Origin of the sequence: Planktosalinus lacus, from assembly GCF_014640155.1 — a bacterium.
GTDB classification, from domain to species: domain Bacteria; phylum Bacteroidota; class Bacteroidia; order Flavobacteriales; family Flavobacteriaceae; genus Planktosalinus; species Planktosalinus lacus.
This window is the reverse complement of sequence record NZ_BMGK01000006.1, coordinates 93,560-118,716: the sequence shown is the minus strand read 5'-3', so window position 1 is coordinate 118,716 and position 25,157 is coordinate 93,560. Positions and strand designations below refer to the sequence as shown.

The 25,157-nt window shown below is 40.3% G+C and carries 28 protein-coding genes; 9 read left to right on the top strand and 19 right to left on the bottom strand.

The window, feature by feature from the left end; genetic code table 11:
* Window positions 1-89: 89 nt before the first annotated feature.
* From IEV69_RS08535 to sbnA, 4 genes are all read right to left on the bottom strand, one after another.
* Window positions 90-797 carry a VIT1/CCC1 transporter family protein gene (locus IEV69_RS08535; RefSeq protein ID WP_188441491.1) on the bottom strand — a complete coding sequence of 236 codons (708 nt, stop codon included), beginning with the start codon at window positions 795-797 and terminating at the stop codon, window positions 90-92.
* Window positions 798-1,059: 262 nt separating this feature from the next.
* Complete coding sequence (locus tag IEV69_RS08530; protein WP_188441490.1) at window positions 1,060-2,535, bottom strand: Y4yA family PLP-dependent enzyme; 1,476 nt, start codon at window positions 2,533-2,535, stop codon at window positions 1,060-1,062.
* Entirely contained in the window at window positions 2,462-4,288 is a 1,827-nt protein-coding gene (locus IEV69_RS08525; protein WP_188441488.1) for an FAD/NAD(P)-binding protein, read from the bottom strand. Before IEV69_RS08525 ends, IEV69_RS08530 begins: the two co-directional genes overlap by 74 nt.
* Before the next feature lie 10 nt (window positions 4,289-4,298).
* Complete coding sequence (gene sbnA / locus IEV69_RS08520) at window positions 4,299-5,318, bottom strand: 2,3-diaminopropionate biosynthesis protein SbnA (RefSeq protein ID WP_188441486.1); 1,020 nt, start codon at window positions 5,316-5,318, stop codon at window positions 4,299-4,301.
* Window positions 5,319-5,538: 220 nt separating this feature from the next.
* Between sbnA and IEV69_RS08515 the strand changes: the two genes are divergently transcribed.
* Window positions 5,539-5,994: a DUF4174 domain-containing protein gene (locus IEV69_RS08515; RefSeq protein ID WP_188441484.1), complete on the top strand. Its 456-nt coding sequence runs from the start codon at window positions 5,539-5,541 to the stop codon at window positions 5,992-5,994.
* A gap of 27 nt (window positions 5,995-6,021) precedes the next feature.
* Window positions 6,022-6,501 carry a hypothetical protein gene (locus IEV69_RS08510; protein WP_188441483.1) on the top strand — a complete coding sequence of 160 codons (480 nt, stop codon included), beginning with the start codon at window positions 6,022-6,024 and terminating at the stop codon, window positions 6,499-6,501.
* 499 nt (window positions 6,502-7,000) lie between these two features.
* Here the strand turns inward: IEV69_RS08510 and IEV69_RS08505 are convergent, their stop codons facing one another.
* From IEV69_RS08505 to IEV69_RS08495, 3 genes are all read right to left on the bottom strand, one after another.
* Complete coding sequence (locus IEV69_RS08505; RefSeq protein ID WP_188441481.1) at window positions 7,001-7,534, bottom strand: hypothetical protein; 534 nt, start codon at window positions 7,532-7,534, stop codon at window positions 7,001-7,003.
* A gap of 204 nt (window positions 7,535-7,738) precedes the next feature.
* Complete coding sequence (locus IEV69_RS08500) at window positions 7,739-9,421, bottom strand: tetratricopeptide repeat protein (protein ID WP_188441479.1); 1,683 nt, start codon at window positions 9,419-9,421, stop codon at window positions 7,739-7,741.
* Between the two features lie 29 nt (window positions 9,422-9,450).
* Window positions 9,451-9,909, bottom strand: coding sequence for a universal stress protein (locus IEV69_RS08495; RefSeq protein WP_188441477.1), 459 nt, complete (start codon window positions 9,907-9,909; stop codon window positions 9,451-9,453).
* Window positions 9,910-10,083: 174 nt separating this feature from the next.
* Here IEV69_RS08495 and IEV69_RS08490 point away from each other — a divergent pair, with 174 nt between their 5' ends.
* On the top strand, window positions 10,084-10,683 hold the full coding sequence (locus IEV69_RS08490; RefSeq protein ID WP_188441475.1) for a hypothetical protein: 600 nt from the start codon (window positions 10,084-10,086) through the stop codon (window positions 10,681-10,683).
* Between the two features lie 62 nt (window positions 10,684-10,745).
* On the opposite strand, the gene IEV69_RS08485 is transcribed toward IEV69_RS08490, so the two are convergent.
* On the bottom strand, window positions 10,746-10,988 hold the full coding sequence (locus IEV69_RS08485; RefSeq protein WP_188441473.1) for a lipopolysaccharide assembly protein LapA domain-containing protein: 243 nt from the start codon (window positions 10,986-10,988) through the stop codon (window positions 10,746-10,748).
* 122 nt (window positions 10,989-11,110) lie between these two features.
* Between IEV69_RS08485 and IEV69_RS08480 the strand changes: the two genes are divergently transcribed.
* Window positions 11,111-11,530 carry an arsenate reductase family protein gene (locus IEV69_RS08480; protein WP_188441471.1) on the top strand — a complete coding sequence of 140 codons (420 nt, stop codon included), beginning with the start codon at window positions 11,111-11,113 and terminating at the stop codon, window positions 11,528-11,530.
* 4 nt (window positions 11,531-11,534) lie between these two features.
* On the opposite strand, the gene IEV69_RS08475 is transcribed toward IEV69_RS08480, so the two are convergent.
* The 10 genes from IEV69_RS08475 to IEV69_RS08430 form a co-directional block, all read right to left on the bottom strand.
* Window positions 11,535-11,783, bottom strand: coding sequence for an acyl carrier protein (locus IEV69_RS08475; protein ID WP_188441469.1), 249 nt, complete (start codon window positions 11,781-11,783; stop codon window positions 11,535-11,537).
* Window positions 11,770-13,065, bottom strand: a complete 1,296-nt coding sequence (locus tag IEV69_RS08470) for a beta-ketoacyl-[acyl-carrier-protein] synthase family protein (RefSeq protein ID WP_188441467.1) — start codon at window positions 13,063-13,065, stop codon at window positions 11,770-11,772. Before IEV69_RS08470 ends, IEV69_RS08475 begins: the two co-directional genes overlap by 14 nt.
* Window positions 13,062-13,505, bottom strand: coding sequence for a 3-hydroxyacyl-ACP dehydratase FabZ family protein (locus tag IEV69_RS08465; protein WP_188441466.1), 444 nt, complete (start codon window positions 13,503-13,505; stop codon window positions 13,062-13,064). Before IEV69_RS08465 ends, IEV69_RS08470 begins: the two co-directional genes overlap by 4 nt.
* On the bottom strand, window positions 13,505-14,296 hold the full coding sequence (locus IEV69_RS08460) for an SDR family oxidoreductase (protein ID WP_188441464.1): 792 nt from the start codon (window positions 14,294-14,296) through the stop codon (window positions 13,505-13,507). Before IEV69_RS08460 ends, IEV69_RS08465 begins: the two co-directional genes overlap by 1 nt.
* A gap of 15 nt (window positions 14,297-14,311) precedes the next feature.
* A complete protein-coding gene (locus IEV69_RS08455; protein ID WP_188441462.1) occupies window positions 14,312-15,364 on the bottom strand; it encodes a type III polyketide synthase in 1,053 nt (350 codons plus the stop codon).
* A complete protein-coding gene (locus IEV69_RS08450) occupies window positions 15,361-16,074 on the bottom strand; it encodes a methyltransferase domain-containing protein (protein WP_188441460.1) in 714 nt (237 codons plus the stop codon). The genes IEV69_RS08455 and IEV69_RS08450 overlap by 4 nt, the downstream gene beginning before the upstream one ends.
* Window positions 16,075-17,184, bottom strand: coding sequence for an NAD(P)/FAD-dependent oxidoreductase (locus tag IEV69_RS08445; RefSeq protein ID WP_188441458.1), 1,110 nt, complete (start codon window positions 17,182-17,184; stop codon window positions 16,075-16,077).
* A gap of 93 nt (window positions 17,185-17,277) precedes the next feature.
* Window positions 17,278-17,988 carry a YiaD family glycine zipper/OmpA-like lipoprotein gene (locus IEV69_RS08440; RefSeq protein ID WP_188441456.1) on the bottom strand — a complete coding sequence of 237 codons (711 nt, stop codon included), beginning with the start codon at window positions 17,986-17,988 and terminating at the stop codon, window positions 17,278-17,280.
* Window positions 17,989-17,990: 2 nt separating this feature from the next.
* The gene (locus tag IEV69_RS08435; protein ID WP_188441454.1) at window positions 17,991-18,467 is read right to left on the bottom strand and encodes a lipocalin family protein; all 477 of its coding nucleotides are present in this window, start codon (window positions 18,465-18,467) and stop codon (window positions 17,991-17,993) included.
* Window positions 18,468-18,639: 172 nt separating this feature from the next.
* Window positions 18,640-20,646 (bottom strand): alpha-ketoacid dehydrogenase subunit alpha/beta, encoded by a 2,007-nt coding sequence (locus IEV69_RS08430; RefSeq protein ID WP_188441452.1) that lies wholly within the window; start codon window positions 20,644-20,646, stop codon window positions 18,640-18,642.
* A 141-nt stretch (window positions 20,647-20,787) separates the two neighbouring features.
* Between IEV69_RS08430 and IEV69_RS08425 the strand changes: the two genes are divergently transcribed.
* The 5 genes from IEV69_RS08425 to IEV69_RS08405 all read left to right on the top strand — a co-directional run bounded on the left by IEV69_RS08425 (window position 20,788) and on the right by IEV69_RS08405 (window position 24,231).
* Window positions 20,788-21,738: an isopenicillin N synthase family dioxygenase gene (locus IEV69_RS08425; RefSeq protein ID WP_188441450.1), complete on the top strand. Its 951-nt coding sequence runs from the start codon at window positions 20,788-20,790 to the stop codon at window positions 21,736-21,738.
* Between the two features lie 6 nt (window positions 21,739-21,744).
* Entirely contained in the window at window positions 21,745-22,098 is a 354-nt protein-coding gene (locus tag IEV69_RS08420) for a DsrE/DsrF/TusD sulfur relay family protein (protein ID WP_188441448.1), read from the top strand.
* Window positions 22,099-22,103: 5 nt separating this feature from the next.
* Entirely contained in the window at window positions 22,104-22,436 is a 333-nt protein-coding gene (locus IEV69_RS08415) for a translation initiation factor (protein WP_188441446.1), read from the top strand.
* 64 nt (window positions 22,437-22,500) lie between these two features.
* Window positions 22,501-23,373 (top strand): nucleoside phosphorylase, encoded by an 873-nt coding sequence (locus IEV69_RS08410; RefSeq protein ID WP_188441443.1) that lies wholly within the window; start codon window positions 22,501-22,503, stop codon window positions 23,371-23,373.
* A gap of 3 nt (window positions 23,374-23,376) precedes the next feature.
* Complete coding sequence (locus tag IEV69_RS08405; protein ID WP_188441441.1) at window positions 23,377-24,231, top strand: substrate-binding domain-containing protein; 855 nt, start codon at window positions 23,377-23,379, stop codon at window positions 24,229-24,231.
* 226 nt (window positions 24,232-24,457) lie between these two features.
* Here IEV69_RS08405 and ung read toward each other — a convergent pair whose 3' ends face one another.
* A complete protein-coding gene (gene ung / locus IEV69_RS08400) occupies window positions 24,458-25,123 on the bottom strand; it encodes a uracil-DNA glycosylase (RefSeq protein WP_188441439.1) in 666 nt (221 codons plus the stop codon).
* Window positions 25,124-25,157 lie beyond the last annotated feature (34 nt).

Below are 25,157 nucleotides of genomic sequence, written 5' to 3'. Positions count from 1 at the left end.
TTTGGAATTTGGTGCTTGTTATTTGGTGCTTGCCGTTTTGGTCATACGTCTTAAGTCATGTAGTCTTATGTCAAATTCTGTACACCAATCTACACGCTTACACCAAAGATATACCCCACCAAGGCCGATAAGCCCATTGCTATGGTGCCCCATATGGTAATGCGCAGGATTGCTTTTGTTACACTTGAACCTCCTGTTTTGGCCGAAGTAGCACCCAGGATAATCAAAAACAGGGTGGTGAACCCATACAGCCAATATTCCATTCCGGTTAAGGGAGTAAAAAGGACTACCAAAAGAGGGAGAACACCCCCCACTGTAAAGGCGGCCCCGGAAGCAACGGCTGCTTGTATGGGGTTTGCCTGGCTCATCTCATTGATGCCCAACTCATCTCTTATGTGGGTGCCCAAGGCGTCATGCTGAGTCATTTCAAGGGCTACTTGTTTGGCTGTTTCTTTTGTTAGTCCCCGGTTTTCATATATTTTGGCTAAGATGTTCATCTCTTCTTCAGGCATTTCTTTCAGCTCTTGTTTTTCTCTTTCAATATCTGCTTTTTCGGTGTCTGTTTGCGAACTCACCGAAACATATTCACCGGCAGCCATCGATAAGGCTCCGGCTACAAGCCCCGCCACAGTGGCTAATATGATGGGTTCCCTGGTCGTGCTTGCCGCAGCCACCCCAATCGCAAGACTTGAAACAGAGATGATTCCGTCGTTAGCCCCCAAAACAGCCGCTCTTAACCAATTGCTTCGGTGAATGTAGTGGTTATCTAAATAATTGTCTATGGTTACTTCTTCCATGTGTTTGGTTTTTATTTGGTGTACTCTGCACGTTTTATTGTGCTGCTTCAAGACGCATTCGGTTCTGTTTTAAGAGAAAATGACTGCCTATTCAAAGATAACTAAAATTGAGAATGAAGAATGAAGAATGAAAAATTAAGAATTAAGAATTAATAATGAAAAATTAAAAACTGAGCACTGCTGCTGAACACTGAACACTAGTTTGCTTTAGGCTGTAAGCTAACCTGGCGGGCTCTGCGAGCACTGCGCACTGTGTTTCACACTATGAGTTTGTCATACGTCTTAAGTCAGGTAGTCTTATGTCAAACTCTGAACATTCTTCTTTAAAATCCTCAAACACATACTGTTCTTTAGCTGATTTTAGGCTTAGGTTTGTGGAGAGTTCAAACAAATGTGCCTGTGTTTCATAAAAGTGCATCAGATAGCCCGCGGTATTGACAAAGCCAATGACATCAGCCACTTGCGGGAGGTGTGGCAAGGCAATCTTTCGTTTGAGCAGGATGTCTTGTTCCAGGCAATAGGCCCCGGTGAAGTACACTTCGGTGGGAGCGGCCTCTGCAGGTTCCAGTGCGGTCAAGGGGTCCAGGAGGAAATCGGCACTGGAGCTTTTCAGCTGACTCATATTCATCTCCAGCCCCACCAGCCAGCGGCCACGAGCATCCTTTTTCCGGAAGACCACCCGTGCCAGGGTCATCCCCACCTGGTTGAGCAGTGAGCGCCCGGGTTCCATACGCAGTTCGATGTCTTTGCCCTGAAGCAATTCAGAAACAGATGGATAGTTTTTATAGCGGTAATTCAGGATGTTTTCAAGAAAGGTGGCGCCGTTTTCTTCATTGTAATAAGGATAGGCATCCAGGGTTCCGTGTAAGTTGCCGTCAATAAGCTGAAAGCCCAGTCCGTCATTGTTGAAGGTGATCTCGTCGCATTTGCCTTGCACAGCTTTTTTGAGTTCCTGTTGAAAGTTGTTCCACTCGTCTTTATGCTGCAGGTAGTTGACCAACACTCCCCCGCCAATGTCGATGAACTCGGTTTTTAAGCCCTGGGTCTCCAATCGTTTTGCCAACACAATACACTGGGTGAGCGCTGCCCCCCGCTCTGTGGTTGAATAGCCGTCTAAATGAAAGTGAAGGCCTTTATAGACCAGGTGAGATTCCCCTCCATCGGGAAAGCAACCGGTGGTAATAAAAGGAGCCACCGCGTTGATATCAAAACCAAAGCGGCTGTAAAGCTTTTTATCTTCAGCATAAAAACCGCTTACGCGAAAACCAATACGGATATGTTTCTTGTGTTTTTTGGCAATGCTGTTCAGCAGTTCACATTCATCGGGGTTGTCAATGATGACCAATACATTGTGTTCAACGGCGAGTTCGAGAAGTTGCGCTGTTTTGATGGCTGCGGTCACAACCAGGAGTTCAGGACTGACACCGGCTTCCAGTGCTTGTTTCAATTCCCTGTAACTGGCGGTGTCTACCCCTATTCCGTTTTGGGCGGCGCGTTCTACCACGCTTTGGGTTTTGTTGGCCTTGCGGGCATAATACAGTTGATGTGGAAGCCCGTGCTTTTCAAACACCTTTCTGAACGTATGGATGTTCTCATCCATCGCCGGAAGATAATGGATATTGAGTGGCGAACCGTGGGCTTGAAAAAGGGTGTCGAGCAATGGTTTATTGGCCATCAAATCTGACATCCATTGATTTGCCAAAGGTGAAAGAGGTGGTAAGTGGATTAAAGGTTTCATATTTTTGAATTGTTAGTTGTTTAATTACAGCTTGTGCCCAGGGGTCAGCAAAGTTGTTGCGGGTGCGGGACAAGGTGTCGTTGTCATGCAACAGTCCCTCGGTGGGTGTACCATAGAGGGTGATGTTTTCAGGAATTCCCCGGGCGTTGATAAGATTTCCATTGCGGTCAATTTCTACGGTTCCCGAAGCATAGGTGGTGTGTTTACCGTGGTTTATATACGGTCGTGCCAGTTCGTTTCGACACAAATTCAGAAACAATCCCGAGGCATCTTTTTGAATGGAGTTCTTGGGGATACGGGCATTGATAAGGACGTCACAAAAGTTTTGAGATTTGCCATTGTTCAGACTGATGCCGTTCTCCTGGCACTTTAAGTTGGGGTTCCTGGCATACTCAAAGTCTAGGATACCTGCTTGTGCAAGGGCTATGATCTTTTTGAGGTTATCGGGCGACGGGCCAAAGGCAATACGGTTGAGTTTACCGAAGTAATGCTTGTCAAACTCCTCATGCGAAGCAGGGTCGAGTCCGCTAAAGGAATAGAGCTCGTTGAACACAGGGCTCACCCGTTTCCACACCGCCGCGGCACGTAGTTGGGCTTCGTGCACAATGTTTAGGGGGGCTACCTCGGTAAAAGCGGTCAGGTATTCCAGGATGTTTTGGTGGGTGCTTAGCTTGGGGTTGAATTCCGGTTCCAGTAAACGTTTCAGTGAAAACTCAGGATATTCCGGATAGGCTTGGTGGAAGGCAGCAATCTGGGCTTTTACCTGTTCATAATCCGGGTGGTAGATTAGCTCTACTTGTTTGTGGGCAATCAAGGTGTTGTAATAAGCAAACTCCATATCCTGGTGCAGCAAGGGCAGGATGTCATTGGTAAAACTCAGTTGCGCGTCAGTTAAAGGTTGAATGCTTTCGACATACAGCGGGGGTTCATTTTCAGGAGTGTCAAAATTATATTTGGGCAACATTGGCCAGCCTGACTTTGAAAAGGGATAAATGTGATTGGGTTCCTTTCCGGAAGGGCTATAGGTATAATTACCGTTGGTGGATTCAGTAAAGGTGCCTCCCCTGCCTTCAGTGAGTGCCAGTGCCGCATCGATAAAGGTGAGGCCCAGGCCTTTCATTGCCACCGTGTGGTGTTGAGTCACTTCTTTCAGGGTTTCTTCTACAGGATAAATAAACCGAACACGGTTTACCTTGGGTTTGATGCATTTTTTGTGACGCTGGTGCCCTGTGGTAATCAGGATTTGTTGAAAACCCTCAAGGTGAAGTGTTTCCTCCTCCCCTTGAAAGCCTATCACATAGTTCTCACCCTCCTTTTCAATGCTGTTTACTTCGGCTATGTGCTTGTGCAGCCGGACGTTTTCAGGGAGGTTCCTGCAAAGCTCAGTAAACCCTTGTTCTAAATAAGCCCCCACGGTAGCACGCGAGGCATACAGTGAGTCCACTGCTGCCGGGGTGGTGGTTTGTTTCCGGGCCAGGTATTGAGAAAAGCGTTCAGGGTGTTGGACCACCGGTTGCGGGGCTTCATTAGGCCACATATTGATGTGTTTATTGGAAAAGTTCATCAGCAGGTAGCCCGGCTGATCGCTTCTGTACACATCACCCGAACCCATAAAGCGGGTCTTGTTAAACAAATGGATTTCTACAGGGTCGTTTATCAGATTGGAGTTTAGTCGTGCCAGCAAACGTTCAAAACCGTAGAGGCCTTTGGGTCCGAGGCCTACAATTGCGATTTTAAAAAGAAGCGGTTTCATCTTTTCCGGTTTAAGTGTTGCTGACTGTTTCTTTTTGGGGAAAGTTAAAATAGGGGAAGTGTTTGTGGACCCAGGTTTTGTTATAGACGGTCTCGAGATAGCGATCGCCCCGGTCACAGAGAATGGCAACACAGCTTGCCCCGGCAGGAATAAACGGAGCATACTTTTCAATGGCAGACACTACCGCACCGGAAGACCCTCCGCAGAGTATGGCCTCCTGTTCCAGTAAGTTCCAGCAGCCTGTGATACAGGCTTCATCTGAGACATGCATGATATCGTGAATGAACGAATCATCCAGAAAATGTGATGCCTTGCCGGAGCCGTGACCCGGTATGAGGCGCGTGGATTCCTTTTGACCAAAGGTGACGCTGCCTTTGGCATCTACGGCAATGATTTTGGTGGCCAAACGGTTTTCATAAATATACTTAGCACAGCCCATCAAGGTGCCGCAGGTGCTGGTACTGATAAAAACATAGTCTATTTTTTTATTGAGTGCATGGGCGATTTCACTCATGGTTTCATAATGCGTTTGGGGATTGGCAGCATTTTCATACTGGTTCAGGGAGTGGCTGTTGGGATATTGCTTGAGCAACTCTTTTACCTTTAAGATTCGGCTCTCCAGGTAGCCCCCTTCCGGTTGTGGGTGGGTCACTTTCACCAGCTTTACACCATAGACCTCCAGTATCTTTTCTGTATGGAGGTTCACTTTGGGATCAATCACCACGATGAGTTGCAGCTTGTAAAACTTACACACTTGTGCCAGGCCCAGTGCCATATTCCCCGAACTTGATTCAATGATGGTGTCGCCGTGATGAACCTCACCCTTTTCCATGGCCTCCAAAAGCATATTAATGGCCGTGCGGTCTTTGATGCTCCCGCCGGGGTTAAACCCTTCCATTTTACCATATACAGTGAAGTCCCATTCTTTGCCAAGACGGGACAAGTGAACCAAAGGTGTTTTGCCAATGGTTGCCATAATATTAGGACTGTATGTTTGAGTGACAGATTGAGTGCCGGTGATTGTATGCATAAATTGGTGATGAGGTTATTTAGTAAATATCCATCTAAATTCACTAAAACGATAGAGCAAACCTATTAATTATCAAAACTTTAGGACAAATATGGCTTATTGTTATATGTTTTTTGTTAAAGCGTTTTACGGAACGATATTTGAGAAGAATACTTTTGAATTTTTAGAATTTAACAACTTAGCAAGCTGCTAAGTTGTACTATTTTAATACATTGTTCCTATGAAAGCTTCTCTACTCTTTTTAATGATTGTATTGACAACCACTTTTACTGCTTTGGCTCAGGATATCAAGTCCCATCAATGGGAAGACCGCGTATTGATTGTGATGACTACTGACAGTACCCTGACTGAATTCAAACAACAGCTGCAGCTCTTTGAAGCAAAAAAGGAAGGAATACAAGAACGCAAACTCCTAGTCTACCTTGCAACACCTGAAGCATACAAACTATGGAACACTGAGGGTGCTTCCTGGGTCCCCGGTGGTGCATTGTATCAAACCTATAAAGACCGAGATGCAGACCTTGAACACCTGCTCATTGGCCTAAACGGTGAACATAAACACCGGTGGACCAGTGTTGTTGACACGCTGTTACTCTTTGTAACCATTGACACGATGCCGATGCGACAAACAGAATTAAAGCGCAAGAAGCAAAACCTAAAAAAACAGGATGGATAGCCCACTTACAAAAACCCCACACATTGCATGAAAACAGCCACTGTAAGCCAACTCAAGAAAGAACTGCATTACCGCTCCACTGACGAGTTAATGGAAATCTGCCTGCGTTTGGCCAGGTTTAAAAAGGAAAACAAAGAGCTCCTCACCTACCTGTTGTTTGAGTCGCAGGATGAAAGCGGGTATATCGCAAGTGTAAAACAAGAGATCGACACACAGCTGGAAGCTATCAACACCAAAAACTACTACTGGATGCGCAAGAGCATCCGTAAGATATTGAAAAGTGTCAAAAAGTTCATTCGCTACTCTTTAAAGAAAGAAACTGAGGTAGAGCTCCTGCTCTACTTTTGTGTGCAGTTAAAAAACATGACTCCCTCCATCAAGCGAGACAAAACCCTGCAAAACATACTGGAACGCCAGCTGGCATTGGTTCATAAAAAGATAGACAGCCTGCACGAAGACTTACAGTATGATTTTAGGTTGCAACTAGAAAATGAAGGACTTGTCTAATTGAGGTTAAAGTTCTCTGTGGCCCTTTGTGCTTCTTTGAGCAACTTTGTGGTATAGCTATACCGCAGAGCTACACAGAGTTTCCGCAGAGGTGCACAAAGACTCTGCTTTATACAAAGTAAGAAACCTGCCTGAAGACATGCAGTATGATTTTAGGTTGCAAATGGAAGAGGAAGGATTTGTCTAATTGAGTTTAAAGTTTTCTGCGGCCCTTTGTGCTTCTTTGAGCAACTTTGTGGTATAGCTATACCACAGAGCTACACAGAGTTTCCGCAGAGGTGCACAAAGACTCTGCTTTATACAAAGTAAGAAACCTGCATGAAGACTTGCAGTATGATTTTAGGTTGCAGCTAGAAAATGAAGGATTTGTCTAATTGAGCTTAAAGTTCTCTGTGGCTCTTTGTGCTCTGCTTGAGATATGCATATAAAAATGCAGACGACAAAGAGTCGCCTACATTAGGTTGCTAATTAAAAACATACGGGGGAATTATTGACGCGACTAGATTAATTCATTCGCATCAATCGATATGGTTTTCTTTTTAGAGCCGTTTTTAAGAACTACTTTATAGTTTACTTTAGGCGCTTCGTCTTTGTTGTAGCTAATGGTGCACTGCACTGCTTGATAGCCCCAACCGGGATACATCTTGGTGATTTCTTTGCTTAAGAAATAAGGTACTCTTACTTCCTCAAACTTTTCATCACAGCGAATGATGTTTCCATTATGGTCATACACTGCTTTAATACTGTTTAAGCCTTCTGTAAACACAACGTCATAAGTGCTTTTACGGGCTTCTAAATAGACAGGAGCCTGTTTGATGTCATAGTTGGCTACAACAGCCTGAAAGGCCTTCACGCGCTCAGGCACGAGGTTTACTTCAATAGCTTCAAAGTAACCAGGGTTCTTTAAAGCTGCGGTCTTTGCTGTAGCTGACTTAAAAGATGTTTCATTTACATCTACATAAGCAATGTCGTTTTGTGCGTTCAGGAAGCAGCTCATCCCCAAAAATGCGATTCCAAGTACAAAAGTTTTCATAATTAAATTGGTGTTTGATTATTAAATAAGTTCTGATTTTAATACACAGCAACTGTTTTGTAATAAACAGATTGTCTGTGATTTATCGTTGCACTAATGTAAAAAGAAAAACAGGCAGGAACCACATTTAAGCAATAGACAAATAATAGACAGCCAAGTTAAAGGCTTATTTAAAACCCTATCAATAAAGGAACTTAAACAGGACTATAAACTTTGAATAAATGTATCTAAATCAGTGTTTTCTGACAGCTTTAGCTTCTTTCTGATGCGATACCGGGCTGTATTTAGGGAAGCAATTGTAATGTTTTGAAGCGTTGCGATCTCCTGACTGTCAATTTTAAGACGAATCAATGAGCACAACCGGATGTCATTTTTAGAGAGTTTGGGATATGTTTCCTGAAGTTTTTTGTAGAACGCGGCACTCAGGGAATCCAGTTTGTTGTAAAAAGTTTCGGTTTCTTTATCAAAAACCACTTTGTTTTTTATTTCTGCTTCCAGTTCTTCAAATTGTTTCTTTCGGGCCCTGCCCCGTGTTTCTTTGATAGACTGAATTTGTTCATACAGGTCTTTGGCCCACTCGTGACTTTGGGAAAGGTTGATGGCAAAGTCGGTAAGGTCACGCTTCTTGGCTTCTACTTCATAGTTGAGCTGCTTGTTTCGGAGGGCGGTGTTTTTGGCTTTTTCATCAGCTATTAAAAGAGATTGTTTTCGCTGTTGGTAGAGGTAAAACAAGATGAATATGGATAATGTCAGTATCAATACTACAATCCAAAAGCGCAGGCGTTGTTTTCTTATTTCCTCCTGTTGTTCTTCTTTTTCATACGCAAGGCTTTCTTGAATGCGATCGAGTACGATTTCATTTAAGGTATTTTGCAGTTCTGTAATGGAGTTGTATTCCTGTTGGGCAATGCTGTCTTTCATTAAACTGATTTCCTGTAGGGTTTGATTGGCTTGCTGATACTCGCCGCCTGCCTGTTCTACTTCTACTTTTGCTATGAGATAGTCTAACCGCCACTGGGCTTCGCTTTGTTCGTCTATATAGCTTTGCATTTCAGTGAGCGTTTGTGTTGCGGCCTCTATATTGTTTAATTGCAGTGAAGTATTGATATATTGCCTCCCGGAACTCATAATACGTCCATAATCAATGGGATAAAATTCGTTTTCCTCATAGGGGACTACTTTGTAAAAGTCAAAGTTTTGACGGTACAAGCTGTTGGCTTCTTCTATTCTGCCGGTTTCTAAATACAAATCGGCAATGTTATCAATCACACTTCCATAGATGTGCACATCACTAAAGTTTTCCTCTGCTATGGCCCTGGCATCTTCAAAGTAATGAAGCGCGGAGTCCAGTTCTTTTTTTTCGTAATAAAAATACAGCCCGTAATTATTCAATGCAGAAACATAGTAACGCGATTGCCTGTTGGAAGTAAATGCAATGGCTTTTTTATAGATAAAAGCAGCGCTCTCCTGCTGATCTATAAAGGTATAGTTTTGGGCTAAGATACTGTAGTTGAATGCGGCATACTGAAATAAAGAGATTTCATCATCGGGTGTTAGTTGTATTTCACTCTGGTAACGCTCATAGTAATCGATGAAAATATTTGACTGTCTGATGGATTCTTTAATCAAACCCAATTGATGCAACCTATAAGTAAACCGGGCATAAAACCTCAGTTTGTGGTAGTGTTTGCCTTCAATTTGAGGCATCAATTCAATGGCCCGAAAAGAATAAGTAATAAATTTGTTTAACTGCGGACTGTATTTATAATAATCGGCGGTGTCGATAAGTTGTTGTTGAAGTTTAAATGCTTGTTCACTCGTATATTTAGCTTGAGCCATACCGGCCAAAGTGAAGAAAAGACACGTATAGGCAACTAACCGCTTCAAAAAGAATGAGTGTATATAATTGGTTTCAATTAGCGTTTCACAGGAATTAAATGCACGGGTATGTTGGTTTCTTCAATAATCTTGGAAGCCACGGTTCCTAAAAAGATTTTTTCCAGCGAGTTGTGGCTGTGAGTTCCCATCACTATGAGATCTGCCTGCCATTCATCAGCATATTTAAGAATTGCTTTGGCGGTATCCCCTTCGGCTACGTGGGTTTGCACATTGGGATCTTTGAGAAATTCAGTCGCAGATCTCAGGAGTTCGATACCCACTTTATGCAACTCGTCTGCTTTCATTATTTTCTCTATATCATCTTTTACAGGCACATACCCCATAAACTCAGAGTAACTCATTTCATAATAAGACTCGTCTGTTACCACGTGTATTAAACACACTTCGCAGTTGAGCTTTTTGGCTAATTGATAGCCTTGTTTTGCAACTTTTTCAGATACAGGATTGTAGTCGATGGCGATGAGTACTTTTTGCATTTTCAGAATGTTTTAATGATTACATAAAGTTACAAAATTTGTAATAACTTAACTATTATTTCATCTATAATTATGAATCCAATAAAGGTTTTTGAATTCAGACAATAAATTTTTACTGAATAAAGTGAGTGAATTCTAAGTCTATATTTTATATTTGAAAAAACTAAAAACCCAATGAAATTTAAACTTCTCCTTACGCTTCTCTCAATACTGTATTGTACAGTATTTTATGCTCAAGACAAACGAATTACCATTGAAGATGAACAAGTTAAAAACCGTTTGCTTATTTATGCTTCAAACAATACCCTTACTGACCTGGATGTGGCCATCACTTTAAAAGGAACCGGTTTTAGACAACGCAGAGGGGTTCCCAGAAAAGTCAGGGTTCCCGGACGCTCAAAAGTAAACCTGATCAGTGTCGTGATTGAAAGAGACCAGGAGCCTAAATACACCTATACTATGGAGGTAAGTGACAGTCTAACACGCAGGTCGCTCGTTAAACAGTTTGAACTCATCAAAATAAAACCATCAAAATTAATCACCTTATACAAGCCTGATAACTGTTCAAATTGTGAAGACATTATCACGGGACTGGACGAGAGTCCTTTTATTTATAAAACAATTACTCTATCAGAAAACGAAACAATCAAGACACAACTTGCGCCTTATGTGCCCAACCTTGAAACAACTGATAAAATGATTGTTATGCTGGGTGGTAATTTGTATCCTGAAATAGAAACTGCTGAAGCCCTGCTTGAAGAATTGCAGAAATAAACACTGCATTCTAGCCGGCTTTTCACACAGGCGGGGTTTAATGACTCATAAAACGGGGTGTACTACTCTATTTTAGAATCGTTCACCGCTTTAGGGTCCTCATTTGTCATTAACTTTCTAATTACCGATGACAATAATCCACCAGTGGTCATCCCCAGCAGGTAAATCAGGATCACTACAATAGAAACCGGCAGGGTCATTCCCCAGTTAAAGAATTCAATATTAGTGGTCTGGCTATTTTGTATAGCAAAAATCACGACCACTAGAAGAAATAAAAACAAGATGGTTTTTTTAAGTATTCGCATAGAATAGGATTTTTATTCAAATCATTTAAAGTAATGGCTTAAATGTTTAATTAGTTGTTAAACTGCTTCATAAAGATACTAAAATTTAGTATAATAGTGTCAATCTTAAAAAACAACTAACAATGAAAAATAATGAAGATATGGGTGTACTTTCAGAACATACTAATCAACTAAATTTTTATTACTACCCTGAGCATAAACTTTCCAAAGAAGCCCTCGCCTATGCAGAATCGTCTGACGCCAAGTTAAATGCGGTCAATATTAAGAAAACTAAATTAACCGGTACCCAATGGGTTGAACTGGCAGAAATGCTTGATTGTTCTGTCTATGAGTTACTCGCTAAGGAACACCCTGTTTTTAAAGAAAAATATGAGGGCAGCACTTCTCTTGGAACAGAAGATGCCATCAAGTTGCTTCAAAACAATCCTGAGTTACTGGTATATCCCATTGCAAGCCGTGGCAAGAAAGCTGTTTATGTCAAAATGATGACTGATGTTTTAAAACTCACCAAACCGGATACGGCCAATGAATCCAGAAACTGATTTATTAAGTAGTTTTCTGTTCAATAATTTGAATTACATCGCCCACCGTCTGCATGGTTTCCATATCATCATTGGTCAATGCAATTTTAAAAGCATCCTCCACGTCGAGCACGATATCCACCAGATGAGAGGAATTGATGTTCAGTTCGTTTGTTAAATTACTTTGCAAGGTGATAGATTCTTTAGAAACATCTTCCGGAAGGTATTCTGAAATAATGGTTTCCAGGGTTTGATATATGTTATCTCGTGTCATTGTTTTTTCGTTTAAAGATAATACAAGCATTCACATCACCAAAACCAAAACTTGCTTTCATAACATACTTGAGTGTTTTTTCTATACGCTTACGCGGAATGCGATCGGCAGCAACAATGTTTAGAATATCGGGATGTATTTTTTCACAATTGATATTAGGGAATATAAAACCTTCCTTTAACTGAAGAACGATTGCAACCGCTTCAATGCTTCCCGAAGCACTAAGACAGTGTCCCGTCATTCCTTTGAGTGAGTTGATATACGGAAAGTCTGCTCCGCTTCGATCCAGCGCTTTACTCCAGTTCAGTACTTCCTCAGGGTCTTTTGCCGTCGCGGTAAGGTGCCCGTTGATGGCATCGATTTCTTTTCCTGTAATTCCGGCATCGATCAAGGCTTCTTTAATACACGCCTGTACCGCAATAGAATTGGGCGCGGTCATACTTCCTCCATTTTGCTGGCCACCGCTATTGAGAGCCACACCGGCTATTTCTGCATAGATGGGGGCGTTCCTACTCAGGGCACTCTCCAGGGTTTCCAGCACCATTGCACCTGCACCACAACCCGGAACAAAACCTGAAGCTGTAGCGCTCAAAGGCTGTGAGGCTTCTTTAGGACGGTCGTTGAAATTGTGAGGCAGTATGCGTAAAGCATCAAAACCTCCCCACACATAAGGACCACCATCGCTGGTGCTTCCTGCAAGCATTCGTGATGCTTTGCCCGCCACGATACGTTCATAAGCCAAGATAATGGCTTCTGCACCAGTTGTACAAGCAGAAGAATTGGAGGTTACCATATTCCCTAATCCCAATTTACCACTTAAATAAGCACTTGCCCCACTGCTCATCGTTTGTTGTACAGACGTACTTCCCAATCGCCTCACATTGCCGGTATCGATTTTATGAATACTTTCACGAAACTTAGCCACCCCCAAATTACCTGAACCAAACACAGTACCCGAAGAATGATCTACCGCATTGTGTTCAACATTTAAGCCGGCGTCTTTCCAGGCGTCCATACCAGCAATGACAGCATAGAGTATGCCTTCACTGTTGAAGTTTTTGAGCTCCAGTTCGGTAAAATACTTATTTTTGAGTTCCTCTGAAACCTGTGGCATCCCTCCCAGCTGGCAGGAAAAGTTGAGTGTTTTGAGTTCTTCAATAAAACGAATTCCTGATGTTCCCTTTTGGATGGCATTGGTAAAAGCAACTTTACCGATGGCGTTGGGGGCAACGACTCCCAGCCCGGTAACCACAACACGAATGTCTTTGGATTGTGTTTTCATACGGTTAACATACCACTTAAAACGCCTTTGCAAACAAGCTCATTCTGACTGTTTAGCATCTTGACCTTGCACTTTAACTTATTGAATCTAAAATACACTATATCAGATACAACTGTAACTTTTTCATCAGGATATACAGGTTTATAAAAATCGATCTCACTAGAGCTTAAAGCAAGTCCAGTTTGGGAAACTTCGCGCGTAGTGTCTTCTTTTGAAATTAAATAAATTCCAAAGCATACAAGACCAATCTGCGCCATGCATTCAATCAAAATAACACCCGGTGTAACCGGTTGATTTTTAAAATGAGAGGCATAAAACCAGAGTTCGGGTTTAAAGTGATAATGCCCTTTAATACCGAGTTCGGAGAGCTCTTCAATGGAGTCTAAAAACAAAAAATCGGGTCCGTAGGGCAAGTATGTTAAAAGAGTTTCTGTTGTCATTATTTTAAACTTTCGCCTCCATCTGCTTTGAGGACAGTTCCGTTGATCCAGGCGGCTTCGTCTTTACAAAGCAGATATACTACATTGCCGATATCGGCTGGTGTGGTAAGCCTTTTAAACGGATTCTTTTTCAGTGCAATGGATGCATATTTTTCACTTCCCGGTATGGCTTTCAGAGCGGCGGTATCTACGGCTCCAGCCTGAATGCAGTTGGATGTAATGCCCAAGGGGGCAAATTCAACTGCCATATTTCTGGTGATGGCTTCCAAGGTGGCTTTTGCTGCCGAAACAGCGGCATAATAAGGCCAGGCTTTGGCATTGCCCTCACTGGTAAAAGAAATTACACGGGCTGATTTACTGAATAGACCTTGACTAATGAGTGCCTGTGTCCAGTCATAGAGACTGATTGCCATCGCATCAATTGTGTGATGAAAATCGGCATTGTTTAGCACTTCGCCATTTGCACCAAGCATCGGCTTCAAGTTTCCTTTGGCAATGCTGTGCACTAAAACCCGTACGCTCCCTTCGCTTCCCATGTGGTTATTTAATTCTTTTAAAATATCTATGCGATTACTTTCTTTAAGCGCATCAGAATTGAAGGTAAGGAGGTTGATTCCGATTTCGCGTAAGCGATTGAAACAGCTTTCAATCTCTGCCATTTGTTCTTTTCGGTCGCGATGTACAATGCACAGGTTCATTCCTGAAGAAGCTAGTTTTTGTGCAGTACCCAATCCCAAGCCACTACTGCCTCCCAGGATGACTGCCCAATAATTGTTGTTTTTAAACTCCATCGTTTGTCTTTTTATTTACCATTTAAGTAATACTTGTTGAGCCGAAAAACCGGGGCCAAAGCTGAGCATAAGTCCCAGGTCATCTTCAGGCACATTGCGCTCCATAAAGCGTTCCAATACATAGAGAATCGTAGCGCTGCTCATATTGCCGTAGCGTCGCAACACCTCACGGGTATCGTCAATGTTTTTACCCATTTCAGTGAAAAGGCTTTCTACCAGTTCAAGAATCTTTTTACCACCGGGATGGAAAATGAAATGATGTATCTCCTGAATGGTTAATTTATTTTTCTCCAAAAACGGATTGAGTATAGCTGAAAAATGTGATGCAATGTTTTCAGGCACTGTTTCATCGAGCACCATCTTGAGTCCGTTATTTGTAAGTTCAAAACCCATTAAGTGTTCTGCATTGAAAAAGTGATACATACTGGTATCTAAAATTTCAGGCCCATTGACATCAATTTCTGAAGATAGTAGTGCGCAGGAAGCACCATCACCAAAAATAGCGGCACTCACTATATTGGCCATGGAAAAGTCATTTAACAAAAAGGTAGCAGCCGGACTCTCTACAGCAACTATTGCAGCCCGTTTTCCTGGGTTTGCCTTTAGAAACTGGGTAGCATAAATAAGTCCTGAGACTCCTGCAGCACAACCCATTTCGGTTACCGGAAGACGCACCACATCCTGGCGCAATTGCAGGTGATTGATTAAATAAGCATCCAGTGAAGGAATCATTATACCAGTGCAACTCACCGTGATGATATAGTCAATAGAATCTGCTTTCCAATGGGCTTTATCCAAGGCTTTTTGCAACACTTCAGTTCCTATAGTGATGACTTCACGGGTGTAAATATTGTTTCTTTTTTCAAAGGAGGTTTCAGTGAAGACTTCAAGAGGTTCAAACAATGAATACCGCTGATCGACTTGTGCATTTTCAAAAATCTTGATTGTTTTTCGCTTTAAGCGCTCGTCTTGTCCTTCCATCCAAAGGTCGATAAAAGGAAGAATATCTTCAGTTTTTTTGGTGTATTTGGGTAATACTTTGGTGACGGTGTGTATTTTTACGCTCATTTTTTTTGTATAATCCATTGCCACCTGAAAGCCCATTTTTGCTTTAATTGTTGATGACTTTGGGGTAGTAATTTAGAAAAACCCCTGAGATCTTCCTTTTTAAATCCTCTTAATATTGATACCAGTCCGTCATTTTTAGCAACGTTGCTTTTTAAAAAACAAAAGCTAAACAGTTGAAACAGTCTGTATGCAAGTGCACTTCGCTGTAAATCATTGATTACAATGCCTGTTTTTGCCTGATGGAATGATTTTTCTAAAATACGGATAATATCATCGTTTGAAAAGTGATGCAGTGTTAAAGAAAACAGAAATATGTGAGCGGTAACCTTTTCAAGTTCATCTGAAAAAACATCCATTAATTGAAATTGAACCTTGCTTTCTGCAGGCATTCTTTTTTTTGCCAGGGCAATACTTTTATCATTATTATCAAGCCCAACAAGAATCCAATTTAGCTTGTTTTCTAGGGCATAGTGTTCACATCTGAAAAGAATTTCTCCATCACCACAACCAATATCGATGATGGTAACAGGTTCATTTACCGGCAAATCTTTAGTTAGTTGAATTACACCGTTTAAAGTGATGTGGTTTCCTCCTAAGAGTTTATTTACCTTGTTAATGTCGTTGTAAGCTAACTGAAGCTGTACTTCTGATAGGTTAGGTTGATCCATCAATTCACTTTGGCTGCTACGATATGTTGTATTTACAAGCATCTAGAGAGGTTTTCCGTGGGTTTTTGAAACTAAATAGGGAATTAATTTTGGGGTAAACTTTGCGAGATTCAAACCCGCAGTTAACAATTTTGGATTCATCAAGACAGTTTGTAACAATCGACCGTAGTTTAGCCGTTTTGAAAAGGTGGTGTTCCATTTATGGGTGTAAATTTTTTCGAGCAATGCTCGATCTGCGTTTTTGTTTTCTAATAAAGTTTCAGATACTAGTTTTGCAGCTGTTATTGCCATTGCCATTCCGTTGCCACATAATGGGTGAATGAGGGAAGCACTGTCTCCAACCATAAAAATATGGTTTTCAACTGCTTTTTTTCTTTCGAAAGAAATCTGACTAATAGTGAGTGGCGCATCGAAAACCGGAGTTGCCTTTTTCAAAAAGCGATTTAAAAACGGATTTTTCATGAGTACTTTCTGTTCAAACTCAGTTATGCTTTTGAATGGTTTAAATGCTTTTATAGTGGTGAGGTAGCAAAGGTTTACATTATTTGTCTCCACTTTTGAAAGACCGCAATACCCTCCTTCAAAGTGATGCAATGCAACCTGGTCTTCCGGAAAATCACCTTTGTAATGTGCTTTGACTGCCAACCATTGCGTTTTTTTTTGAAAGAATGGTCGTTGCAGCGATTTATCAAGATTGGAACGTTTTCCAAAAGCTCCAATCACATAACGTGCCTTAAAAAGTTTCCCTGAAAGTGTTTTAATCATAAAATGATTCTCTTTAAAATCTAATTCTGAAGCAGTTTCGTTCAAAACGGGTACTTTCTCCTTTGTATTTTTATATAAATGATAATCCAACTCATATCTGCTTATTCCAAATCCTCCTAGAGGCAGCTCAGTTAGATTCTCTAAACCTTTTCTATTTGTAACTTGTAAACGGCTGATGGGTTTTGCTCCCAATTTGAAAGGGTCAATTCCCAGGCTTTTGAAATAAGGCAATACCTCGTTGGATATATATTCTCCACAAACCTTGTGATATGGATATTTATTTTTCTCAAACAGAAGAATTTTAAAATCACTATTACTCAAGTGCAATGCAGCAGTGAGACCGGCCAAGCCGCCCCCCAATATTGCTATGTCACAGGTTTGATTCATTTGCTTAAAAATAGCCAAATATTTATTTACAGAAAATTAAAAAACCGGATACCTTTTAAAGCATCCGGTTTGTAATTGTTAAAGAGCTGAAGGTTAATTTTCTCCGGCTTCTTTTTTAGCATCTTCGATCATTTTTTCGTTTGGAACGATGGCCACATTAACCCGACGGTTTTTAGCACGGCCTTCAGCTGTGCTATTGTCGTGTGCAGGTCTGTCTGGCCCATACCAGGTTGTAGTGAAACGACCACTGGCAAGTCCTTTGCTAACCAGATATCCTGTTACCGCTTCTGCCCTGTTTTTAGACAAGTCCATATTGAATTCATAGGGTCCTGTGCTATCAGTATGTCCAACAACAAGGATATTAGTGTCTGGGTACTCTTTCATAACCCCTGAGAGTTTATCGAGGTTTTCTCTTGACTGTGTATTTAAGTTGAATTTGTTTGTTTCAAAAAACACTCCACTACCTTCGTCAAAAGTAATCACAATGGCATCGTCAATTCGTTCAACTTCTGCTCCGGGTATTTCTTCTTCAATTTTTTGTGCTTGTTTGTCCATTTTGTTTCCAATCAAAACACCTGCAGTACCACCAACAACTCCCCCAATTACAGCACCAATCACCTGATTGTCTTTACTGCTACCAACTTGATTACCAATAATAGCTCCCAATACAGCACCACCGGTTGTACCAATGACTGCACCTTTTTGAGCGTTATTTGCGTTTTTTGTTGCTTCGCAGGACATTGATAGTCCAATAAATGCGATTGCAACGATCGCTATTCCTAATTTCTTTATTTGTTTTTTCATAGTTATTGTAATTTAGAAAAGTTCATATATAATTTAAAGGGTTTACCATCTACCATCAAGCTCTGTTCCCAGACCATTATGTTTTCTGATAATTGTGAGAGTCGCACTCTAAAACCTTGATTGGTTTCAGATCTTCCACGTTCATCGGTTGGCTTTAATAGAAAGTCATAATAACCTGAAGCAGTGTCAATTTCCTGGATTGTAAAAATGAAATTGCGCTCTCCAACTGTACATCCGGCAGATTCTATTGCATAGGTTCCAGTATTATTATTTGGAATAAACCTCCATACACTGCCTTCAAAACAATCCCTTGATACATCATTGAACAATGATATTTCATAAGTTCCTGATTCATTGTGGGTCACTGAGTTTAACACCCACTCACCTTTCATGACTTTTTTAGAGTCTCTAACAGTTTGTGGTGTTGCGCAAGACAACAAAAGCGCAGACACAGTTAATAATAGAACTACTTTTTTCATATTAATTTGATTATTTATTTGAGTATAAAGTTAGTTGTTTTTTACTCTTAATGTTAAGAAAATCGATTAGTTATAATTAAATTAACATAATTAAGTGATTATTAACTTTTGAATTGAATTAATACTAATTTTTTTATATGAAAAAAGTCATTCTTTTAACAAAACTTATTCTCTAATAAAGCAATAAGTCCAATAATTCTTTTTCAAAGCGGTTTTTTGACAAGTAGTTTTTTTCCAATGCTGCTGCAAACGGAATGGGTGTTTCAAGACTTGCTACGCGTTTTACGGGCGCATCGAGTTGCTCAAAGCAATGTTCCATAATCAATGCAGAAATATCTGAAGCAATGCCACCAAAGAGACTGTCTTCCTGAAGGATAATAGCCTTACCGGTTTTTTGAACTGATCTGTAAATGGCTTCTGTGTCGAGGGGTTGCAGCGTTCTAAGGTCAATTAAATCTGCTGAAATTTGAGTGTTTTTTTGAAGTGTTTCCAGCGCCCAATGAACTCCGGCGCCATAGGTTATGATAGTGATATCTTTTCCTTCTTTAATCAGAGAAGCTTTTCCCAGTGGCAAGTTGTAATAATCTGCAGGCACCTCCTGATAAACACTTCTGTAAAGTGCTTTGTGTTCAAAAAACAATACCGGGTTTGGATCTTCTATACTGGTTGCCAATAATCCCTTAGCGTCATAAGGAAAGGCCGGATACACTACTTTCAGCCCCGGGGTGTGCGTAAACCAGGCTTCATTGGTTTGACTGTGAAAAGGACCTGCTCCCACACCTGCCCCACAAGGCATACGCACCACCACATCAGCTTTTTCTGCCCAGCGGTAATGACTTTTTGCCAGATAGTTTACAATGGGGTTGAAACCGGATGACACAAAATCGGCAAACTGCATTTCTACTACTGCTTTAAACCCATTGATTGACAGTCCCATTCCTGCAGACACGATTGCTGACTCACAAATGGGTGTGTTTCTAACACGAGCTTTACCAAAAGCCTCAACAAAGCCATCTGTGATTTTAAAGACTCCGCCATATTCTGCGATGTCCTGTCCCATTATCACCAAATTTTCATGCCGCTCCATAGATTGCTTTAATCCAACAGAAATGGCATCAATCAGGCGAATATTACTAACATCGTTACCTGGTTTAACCTCTTGATAATTATATTCTTTATATACATCTCTTAACTCTTCACTTTCAATAGATTCAATAGTGGTTTCAGCGAAAGCGATATCGAGATTTACATCAATTTCTTGTTTAATATCCGCTTTAAATTGCCGTATTTCTTCTTGAGTTAAAACACCCTTTTCCAATAAGTGGTTTTCATAATTTACGACGGGATCTTTGAGTGCCCAGGAATCCATTAGTTCTTGGGGAACATATTTAGTACCACTTGCTTCCTCATGACCCCGCATTCTAAACGTGATAAACTCCAGTAAGACCGGTCGTGGATTTTTGCGAACACTTGCCGCAATTTCAGACACTTTTAAAAAGACCTCTTCGATGTTATTTCCGTCAATTTGATGTGCTTCAATACCATAACCAATTCCCTTATCTACCATCTGTTTACATCGAAACTGTTCATGTGTTGGGGTTGAAAGTCCGTAGCCATTATTTTCAATACAAAACAAAACCGGTAAATCCCATACCGATGCTACATTGAGCGCTTCATGGAAGTCGCCTTCGCTGGTGCCTCCTTCGCCGGTAAAAACGGCCGTAATTTGATTGTTTTCTTTTAGTAAATTAGCCAGTGCTATACCATCGGCAACACCCAGTTGCGGACCTAAATGAGAAATCATTCCTACAATTTTAAATTCTTGTGTTCCAAAGTGAAATGAGCGGTCTCTACCTTTTGTAAATCCGGAGGCTTTTCCTTGCCATTGCGAAAACAATCTATTTAAAGGGATTTCACGGGAAGTAAAAACACCCAGGTTGCGGTGCATAGGTAATATGTATTCTTCATTACTCAATGAAGCTGTGACCCCAACAGCAATGGCTTCCTGACCAATGCCACTAAACCATTTGGATATTTTTCCCTGACGAAGAAGAATAAGCATCTTTTCTTCAATGAGTCTGGGTTTTAACAACTTTTTATATAGGTCAATCTTTTGTGATTCACTTAATTTTGTTGAAGAGTATTTTAAAGAGGAGTTTTCTGAAATAGTTGTGCTCATAAAAATTGAAAAATTTAATGGTAAAAGTAGAAAAAAATGTTGTCCTAAAGTTCCGTTAAAAGAAAAATTACTACTAAAAAGCCGGTTTTAAAACACGTTCTTTTTTGGTATCTTTGTAGCTACGTATTTAAAATATAGACCATGAAAAATATACCCAGTGTAGATTTAGCCGATTTCATTAGTGGCGATCCTGTAAGAAAACAAAAATTTGTTGAAGAAATAGGCCGTGCTTATGAAGAGATTGGTTTTGTTTCTTTAAAGAACCACTTTTTGAATGACAATCTGGTTGATGAGCTTTATAAAGAAGTAAAAGCTTTTTTTGCACTTCCTGTTGAAACTAAGAAGAAGTATGAAATTGAAGGATTAGGAGGTCAACGCGGCTATGTATCTTTTGGAAAAGAGCACGCCAAAGGTAAAAAAGAAGGCGATTTGAAGGAGTTCTGGCATTTTGGCCAGGAACCTGAAGAAGATGCCAATCTTATTGATGAGTACCCAGATAACGTCCAGGTTGAAGAGCTACCGGATTTCAATAAAACAGGAATGGAAGCCTATAGAATGCTTGAAAAAACAGGTATTTATGTATTGCGTGCACTGGCTTTATACATTGGTTTGGATGAACATTATTTTGATCATTGGGCCAGTAATGGTAACAGTATTTTAAGGCCCATCCACTACCCGCCCATTGTTGAAGAGCCTAAAGGCGCTGTTAGGGCCGGAGCCCATGGAGATATCAATTTAATTACACTATTAATGGGGGCTTCAACCGGTGGCTTGCAAGTGTTACGTAAAGACGGCGTTTGGATGGATGCGATTCCTGAAGAAGATGAGTTGGTAATCAATGTTGGAGATATGCTGGAGCGTCACACAAACAATAAATTACGCTCCACTATTCACCGGGTTGTAAACCCACCTAAGGAGGAATGGAGTAAACCACGTTATTCGATTCCGTTTTTTATGCACCCACGCAGTGACATGCCTCTAAATTGTTTGCCTGAATGCATCGATGATGAACACCCAAAAGCCTATGAAGACATTACAGCAGGAGAGTTTTTATACGAAAGACTTGTGGATATTGGATTAATAAAAAAATAAGTCATTATGAAGCTTCTAATTATTATCAACGATGCACCTTATGGCACTGAAAAAGCATATAATGCACTGAGAATAGCAAACCAAACAAACAAGGATTTTCCGGAAACTGAAGTTTGTATTTTTTTAATGGCCGACGCTGTGGGGTGTGCAATTGCAAATCAAAATACCCCCAATGGCTATTATAATATTGAGCGTATGCTTAAATTGTCTCTAAACAAAGGCACCACATTAAAGTTATGTGGCAGCTGTATGGATGCGCGTGGATTTAAAATAGACAATATGCTTGACGGAGCTGAACTTAGCACGATGGCTGAACTTACACAATTCATTGCAGAAAGCACTCAGGTACTTACATTTTAAGAACAATGGATTTAAAAGAGCAATTAAAGAATTTATTTCCGGAGCATCAGGAATCTGAAATTGAAGAATCTGAAGACTCTCAAAAGAAAACGCTCTGGCTTCAAGACAACCCATTGATTTGCAAATATGAAAAGCGGAAAGGTAAACCTACAACCATCATTGAGGGCTATACCGGTGCTGACGAAGATTTTAAATTGTTAGCCAAAGACATAAAAACAACCCTTAGTGTGGGCGGAAGTTTTAAAAATGAACAAATCATCATTCAAGGTGATTTTCGTGACAGAATCATGCAAATTCTTAAGGATAAAGGTTTTAAAGTAAAGCGAGTAGGTGGTTAAACAGATATTTAATTGAATTTTGAAAAAACTACATTTCCAATTGAATACGTAAAAAAATGCCGTTATGAAAATCAAAGAATCAGAATTAATATTAAATCCCAATGGAAGTGTTTATCATTTACACCTCTTGCCCGGACAAGTAGCTGACGCTGTAATTACTGTGGGTGACAGCGACCGTGTTGAAGAAATCACCAAATACTTTGAAAATATTGAATTTACTGTTCAAAACAGAGAATTTAAAACGCAAACGGGTTCATACAAAGGCAAACGAATTACTGTTATTTCAACCGGAATTGGCACTGACAACATTGATATTGTTTTAAATGAATTGGATGCGGTTGTAAATATTGATTTGAAAAGCAGAACTGTCAAAGATCAGTTGAAATCCCTTGATATCATCAGAATTGGAACTTCAGGATCAATCAATCAGGAGGTTCCTTTAGATTCCTTTTTAGTGAGTGAAATGTCTATTGGTTTTGACAGTTTGATGCATTTTTATAAATCAGATGGTGTTGAAGAAAGTGAGGCCACTCAGGCATTTATCACCCATACCGGTTGGTTTTCAAAAAAATCGGAACCCTACATTATCAAAGCTTCAGAAAGGCTGGTGAAAATTTTTAAGTCAGATCTAACCAAATCGGGTATTACTGCCACCAACATCGGCTTTTACGGACCCCAAGGACGCGTTTTAAGAATTCCACTTCAAGATGCTGAGATTAATAAAAAGCTAGCTTCATTTCAATATCGTGGATTGAATATCACAAACATGGAAATGGAAACAGCAGGAATTTACGGACTTTCTAAATTATTGGGGCACAATGCGCTTTCTTTAAATGCATTAATAGCCAACAGAGTTACCGGAGAATTCAGCAAGGATCCTAAAAAGCTAGTCGAAAGACTCATTACTTACGCTTTAGAGCGTATTACAAATGTTTGATTTATGAAGAAAATCAAAATTGGCGGTGTACCGGAGCATTTCAATTACCCCTGGTATTTGGCATTAAAAGATAAGAAATTTCAACAACAAGGAATCAATCTTCGTTGGGTAGATTTTCTGGGTGGCACCGGTGAAATGAACAATGCTTTACGCGAAAAAGAAATCGATCTGGCAGTTATTCTTACTGAAGGAATTGTTAAAGACATCATACAAGGCAATCAATCAAAAATTGTTCAGGTTTTTGTAAAATCACCACTTGTTTGGGGAATACATGTTGCAAAAAACTCCCCCTATCAAACCATTTCTGACTTGAGAGGAGCCGAAGCAGCCATCAGTCGTTATGGCTCAGGTTCGCATTTAATGGCATTTATCAATGCTCAAAACCAACACTGGGATATTCAAAAAGACTTAAAATTTAAGGTAATTGAAAATCTTGATGGTGCATTGAAAGGACTTCCGAACGGAGAGGGTGATTATTTTATGTGGGAAAAATTCACGACCAAACCCTATGTAGACAAAGGAATTTTTAGAAGGGTTGGAAATTGCCCTACTCCCTGGCCTTGTTTTGTGATTGCTGCTCGGGATGAACTGATTGAAAATGATCCTGAAGCAATAAAAACTATTCTAGAACTAATCAACGCTGAAACAAAGCAGTTTAAAGAGATCCCTGCGATTGACCATAAATTGGCTGATCGTTATCAACAAAAAGTTGAAGACATTCAAGAGTGGCTTTCTTTGACGCAATGGAGTTCTAAAAACCTGACCTCTAATGAATTGGAAGAAGTTCAAAAGAGTCTGCTGGATTTGAATTTAATTGACAAAAAAGTAGCACCCGAGCGTATTTTATTTAATTTTTAATTTTTTATAGGATTAAACGCAACCTTTTTTCTTTACAGACATCTAATTAGAAAGAACCAATAGATTATGATGACTGTTTTAATTATTATCGGTGCGCTGTTAGCTTGTAACTTCTTACTATTACATTTCAGCTGTAACGATGTTTCGGAAAGAAATACACCTCCCGGTGAAGAATAATTTATAAATTAAATAGTGTTGATTTAATCAAAAGATTTTAAGTCAACTTTTACCATTTAATTGTCTTAATTCCCCTATTCTCAAAATACTCATTCGCTCTGCTAAAATGCTTGTTTCCAAACCAGAATCCTCTGTTAGCACTCAATGGCGAAGGATGCCCAGAAGTTAATACAAGATGTTTTTCTGTGTCAATCAATTTTATTTTTCGTTTTGCATATCCTCCCCAAAGTAAAAAAACAACACCTTCTTTTTCTTTAGAAATGAGTTCAATTACTTTATCTGTAAACTGCTCCCATCCCTTATTTTGATGACTCCCTGCCTGATGTGCTCTCACTGTTAAAGTAGCATTCAATAAAAACACTCCCTGTTGTGCCCATCGTTCCAGGTTTCCACTTTGAGGTATGGGAGTTTTTAAATCCTCTTGAATTTCCCTGAAAATGTTTTTTAATGAAGGCGGTTTAAGTACACCGTCATTTACAGAGAAACATAAACCATTTGCTTGATTGGGTCCGTGATAAGGATCCTGACCTAAGATCACTACTTTTACTTGATCAAAAGGTGTATTGTCAAATGCAGCAAAAATCTGATTGCCGGGAGGGAAACAGCGCTGTGCCGTGTATTCCTCTTTTACAAATGCGACAAGAGATTTAAAATAAGGTTTTTCAAACTCTACCTTAAGTTTTGAAAACCAACTTTCTTCTATTTTTACAAGCATTATCCTTACTTTTACAAAAAAAACAGCTATAAAA

What these genes read in the sequence shown, in the direction of transcription:
- IEV69_RS08535 (WP_188441491.1), bottom strand. Translation starts at nt 797, where the DNA reads ATGGAAGAAGTAACCATAGACAATTATTTAGATAACCACTACATTCAC.
- IEV69_RS08530 (WP_188441490.1), bottom strand. Translation starts at nt 2,535, where the DNA reads ATGAAACCTTTAATCCACTTACCACCTCTTTCACCTTTGGCAAATCAA.
- IEV69_RS08525 (WP_188441488.1), bottom strand. Translation starts at nt 4,288, where the DNA reads ATGAAACCGCTTCTTTTTAAAATCGCAATTGTAGGCCTCGGACCCAAA.
- sbnA (WP_188441486.1), bottom strand. Translation starts at nt 5,318, where the DNA reads ATGCATACAATCACCGGCACTCAATCTGTCACTCAAACATACAGTCCT.
- IEV69_RS08515 (WP_188441484.1), top strand. Translation starts at nt 5,539, where the DNA reads ATGAAAGCTTCTCTACTCTTTTTAATGATTGTATTGACAACCACTTTT.
- IEV69_RS08510 (WP_188441483.1), top strand. Translation starts at nt 6,022, where the DNA reads ATGAAAACAGCCACTGTAAGCCAACTCAAGAAAGAACTGCATTACCGC.
- IEV69_RS08505 (WP_188441481.1), bottom strand. Translation starts at nt 7,534, where the DNA reads ATGAAAACTTTTGTACTTGGAATCGCATTTTTGGGGATGAGCTGCTTC.
- IEV69_RS08495 (WP_188441477.1), bottom strand. Translation starts at nt 9,909, where the DNA reads ATGCAAAAAGTACTCATCGCCATCGACTACAATCCTGTATCTGAAAAA.
- IEV69_RS08490 (WP_188441475.1), top strand. Translation starts at nt 10,084, where the DNA reads ATGAAATTTAAACTTCTCCTTACGCTTCTCTCAATACTGTATTGTACA.
- IEV69_RS08485 (WP_188441473.1), bottom strand. Translation starts at nt 10,988, where the DNA reads ATGCGAATACTTAAAAAAACCATCTTGTTTTTATTTCTTCTAGTGGTC.
- IEV69_RS08480 (WP_188441471.1), top strand. Translation starts at nt 11,111, where the DNA reads ATGAAAAATAATGAAGATATGGGTGTACTTTCAGAACATACTAATCAA.
- IEV69_RS08475 (WP_188441469.1), bottom strand. Translation starts at nt 11,783, where the DNA reads ATGACACGAGATAACATATATCAAACCCTGGAAACCATTATTTCAGAA.
- IEV69_RS08470 (WP_188441467.1), bottom strand. Translation starts at nt 13,065, where the DNA reads ATGAAAACACAATCCAAAGACATTCGTGTTGTGGTTACCGGGCTGGGA.
- IEV69_RS08465 (WP_188441466.1), bottom strand. Translation starts at nt 13,505, where the DNA reads ATGACAACAGAAACTCTTTTAACATACTTGCCCTACGGACCCGATTTT.
- IEV69_RS08460 (WP_188441464.1), bottom strand. Translation starts at nt 14,296, where the DNA reads ATGGAGTTTAAAAACAACAATTATTGGGCAGTCATCCTGGGAGGCAGT.
- IEV69_RS08455 (WP_188441462.1), bottom strand. Translation starts at nt 15,364, where the DNA reads ATGAGCGTAAAAATACACACCGTCACCAAAGTATTACCCAAATACACC.
- IEV69_RS08450 (WP_188441460.1), bottom strand. Translation starts at nt 16,074, where the DNA reads ATGCTTGTAAATACAACATATCGTAGCAGCCAAAGTGAATTGATGGAT.
- IEV69_RS08445 (WP_188441458.1), bottom strand. Translation starts at nt 17,184, where the DNA reads ATGAATCAAACCTGTGACATAGCAATATTGGGGGGCGGCTTGGCCGGT.
- IEV69_RS08440 (WP_188441456.1), bottom strand. Translation starts at nt 17,988, where the DNA reads ATGAAAAAACAAATAAAGAAATTAGGAATAGCGATCGTTGCAATCGCA.
- IEV69_RS08435 (WP_188441454.1), bottom strand. Translation starts at nt 18,467, where the DNA reads ATGAAAAAAGTAGTTCTATTATTAACTGTGTCTGCGCTTTTGTTGTCT.
- IEV69_RS08430 (WP_188441452.1), bottom strand. Translation starts at nt 20,646, where the DNA reads ATGAGCACAACTATTTCAGAAAACTCCTCTTTAAAATACTCTTCAACA.
- IEV69_RS08425 (WP_188441450.1), top strand. Translation starts at nt 20,788, where the DNA reads ATGAAAAATATACCCAGTGTAGATTTAGCCGATTTCATTAGTGGCGAT.
- IEV69_RS08420 (WP_188441448.1), top strand. Translation starts at nt 21,745, where the DNA reads ATGAAGCTTCTAATTATTATCAACGATGCACCTTATGGCACTGAAAAA.
- IEV69_RS08415 (WP_188441446.1), top strand. Translation starts at nt 22,104, where the DNA reads ATGGATTTAAAAGAGCAATTAAAGAATTTATTTCCGGAGCATCAGGAA.
- IEV69_RS08410 (WP_188441443.1), top strand. Translation starts at nt 22,501, where the DNA reads ATGAAAATCAAAGAATCAGAATTAATATTAAATCCCAATGGAAGTGTT.
- IEV69_RS08405 (WP_188441441.1), top strand. Translation starts at nt 23,377, where the DNA reads ATGAAGAAAATCAAAATTGGCGGTGTACCGGAGCATTTCAATTACCCC.
- ung (WP_188441439.1), bottom strand. Translation starts at nt 25,123, where the DNA reads ATGCTTGTAAAAATAGAAGAAAGTTGGTTTTCAAAACTTAAGGTAGAG.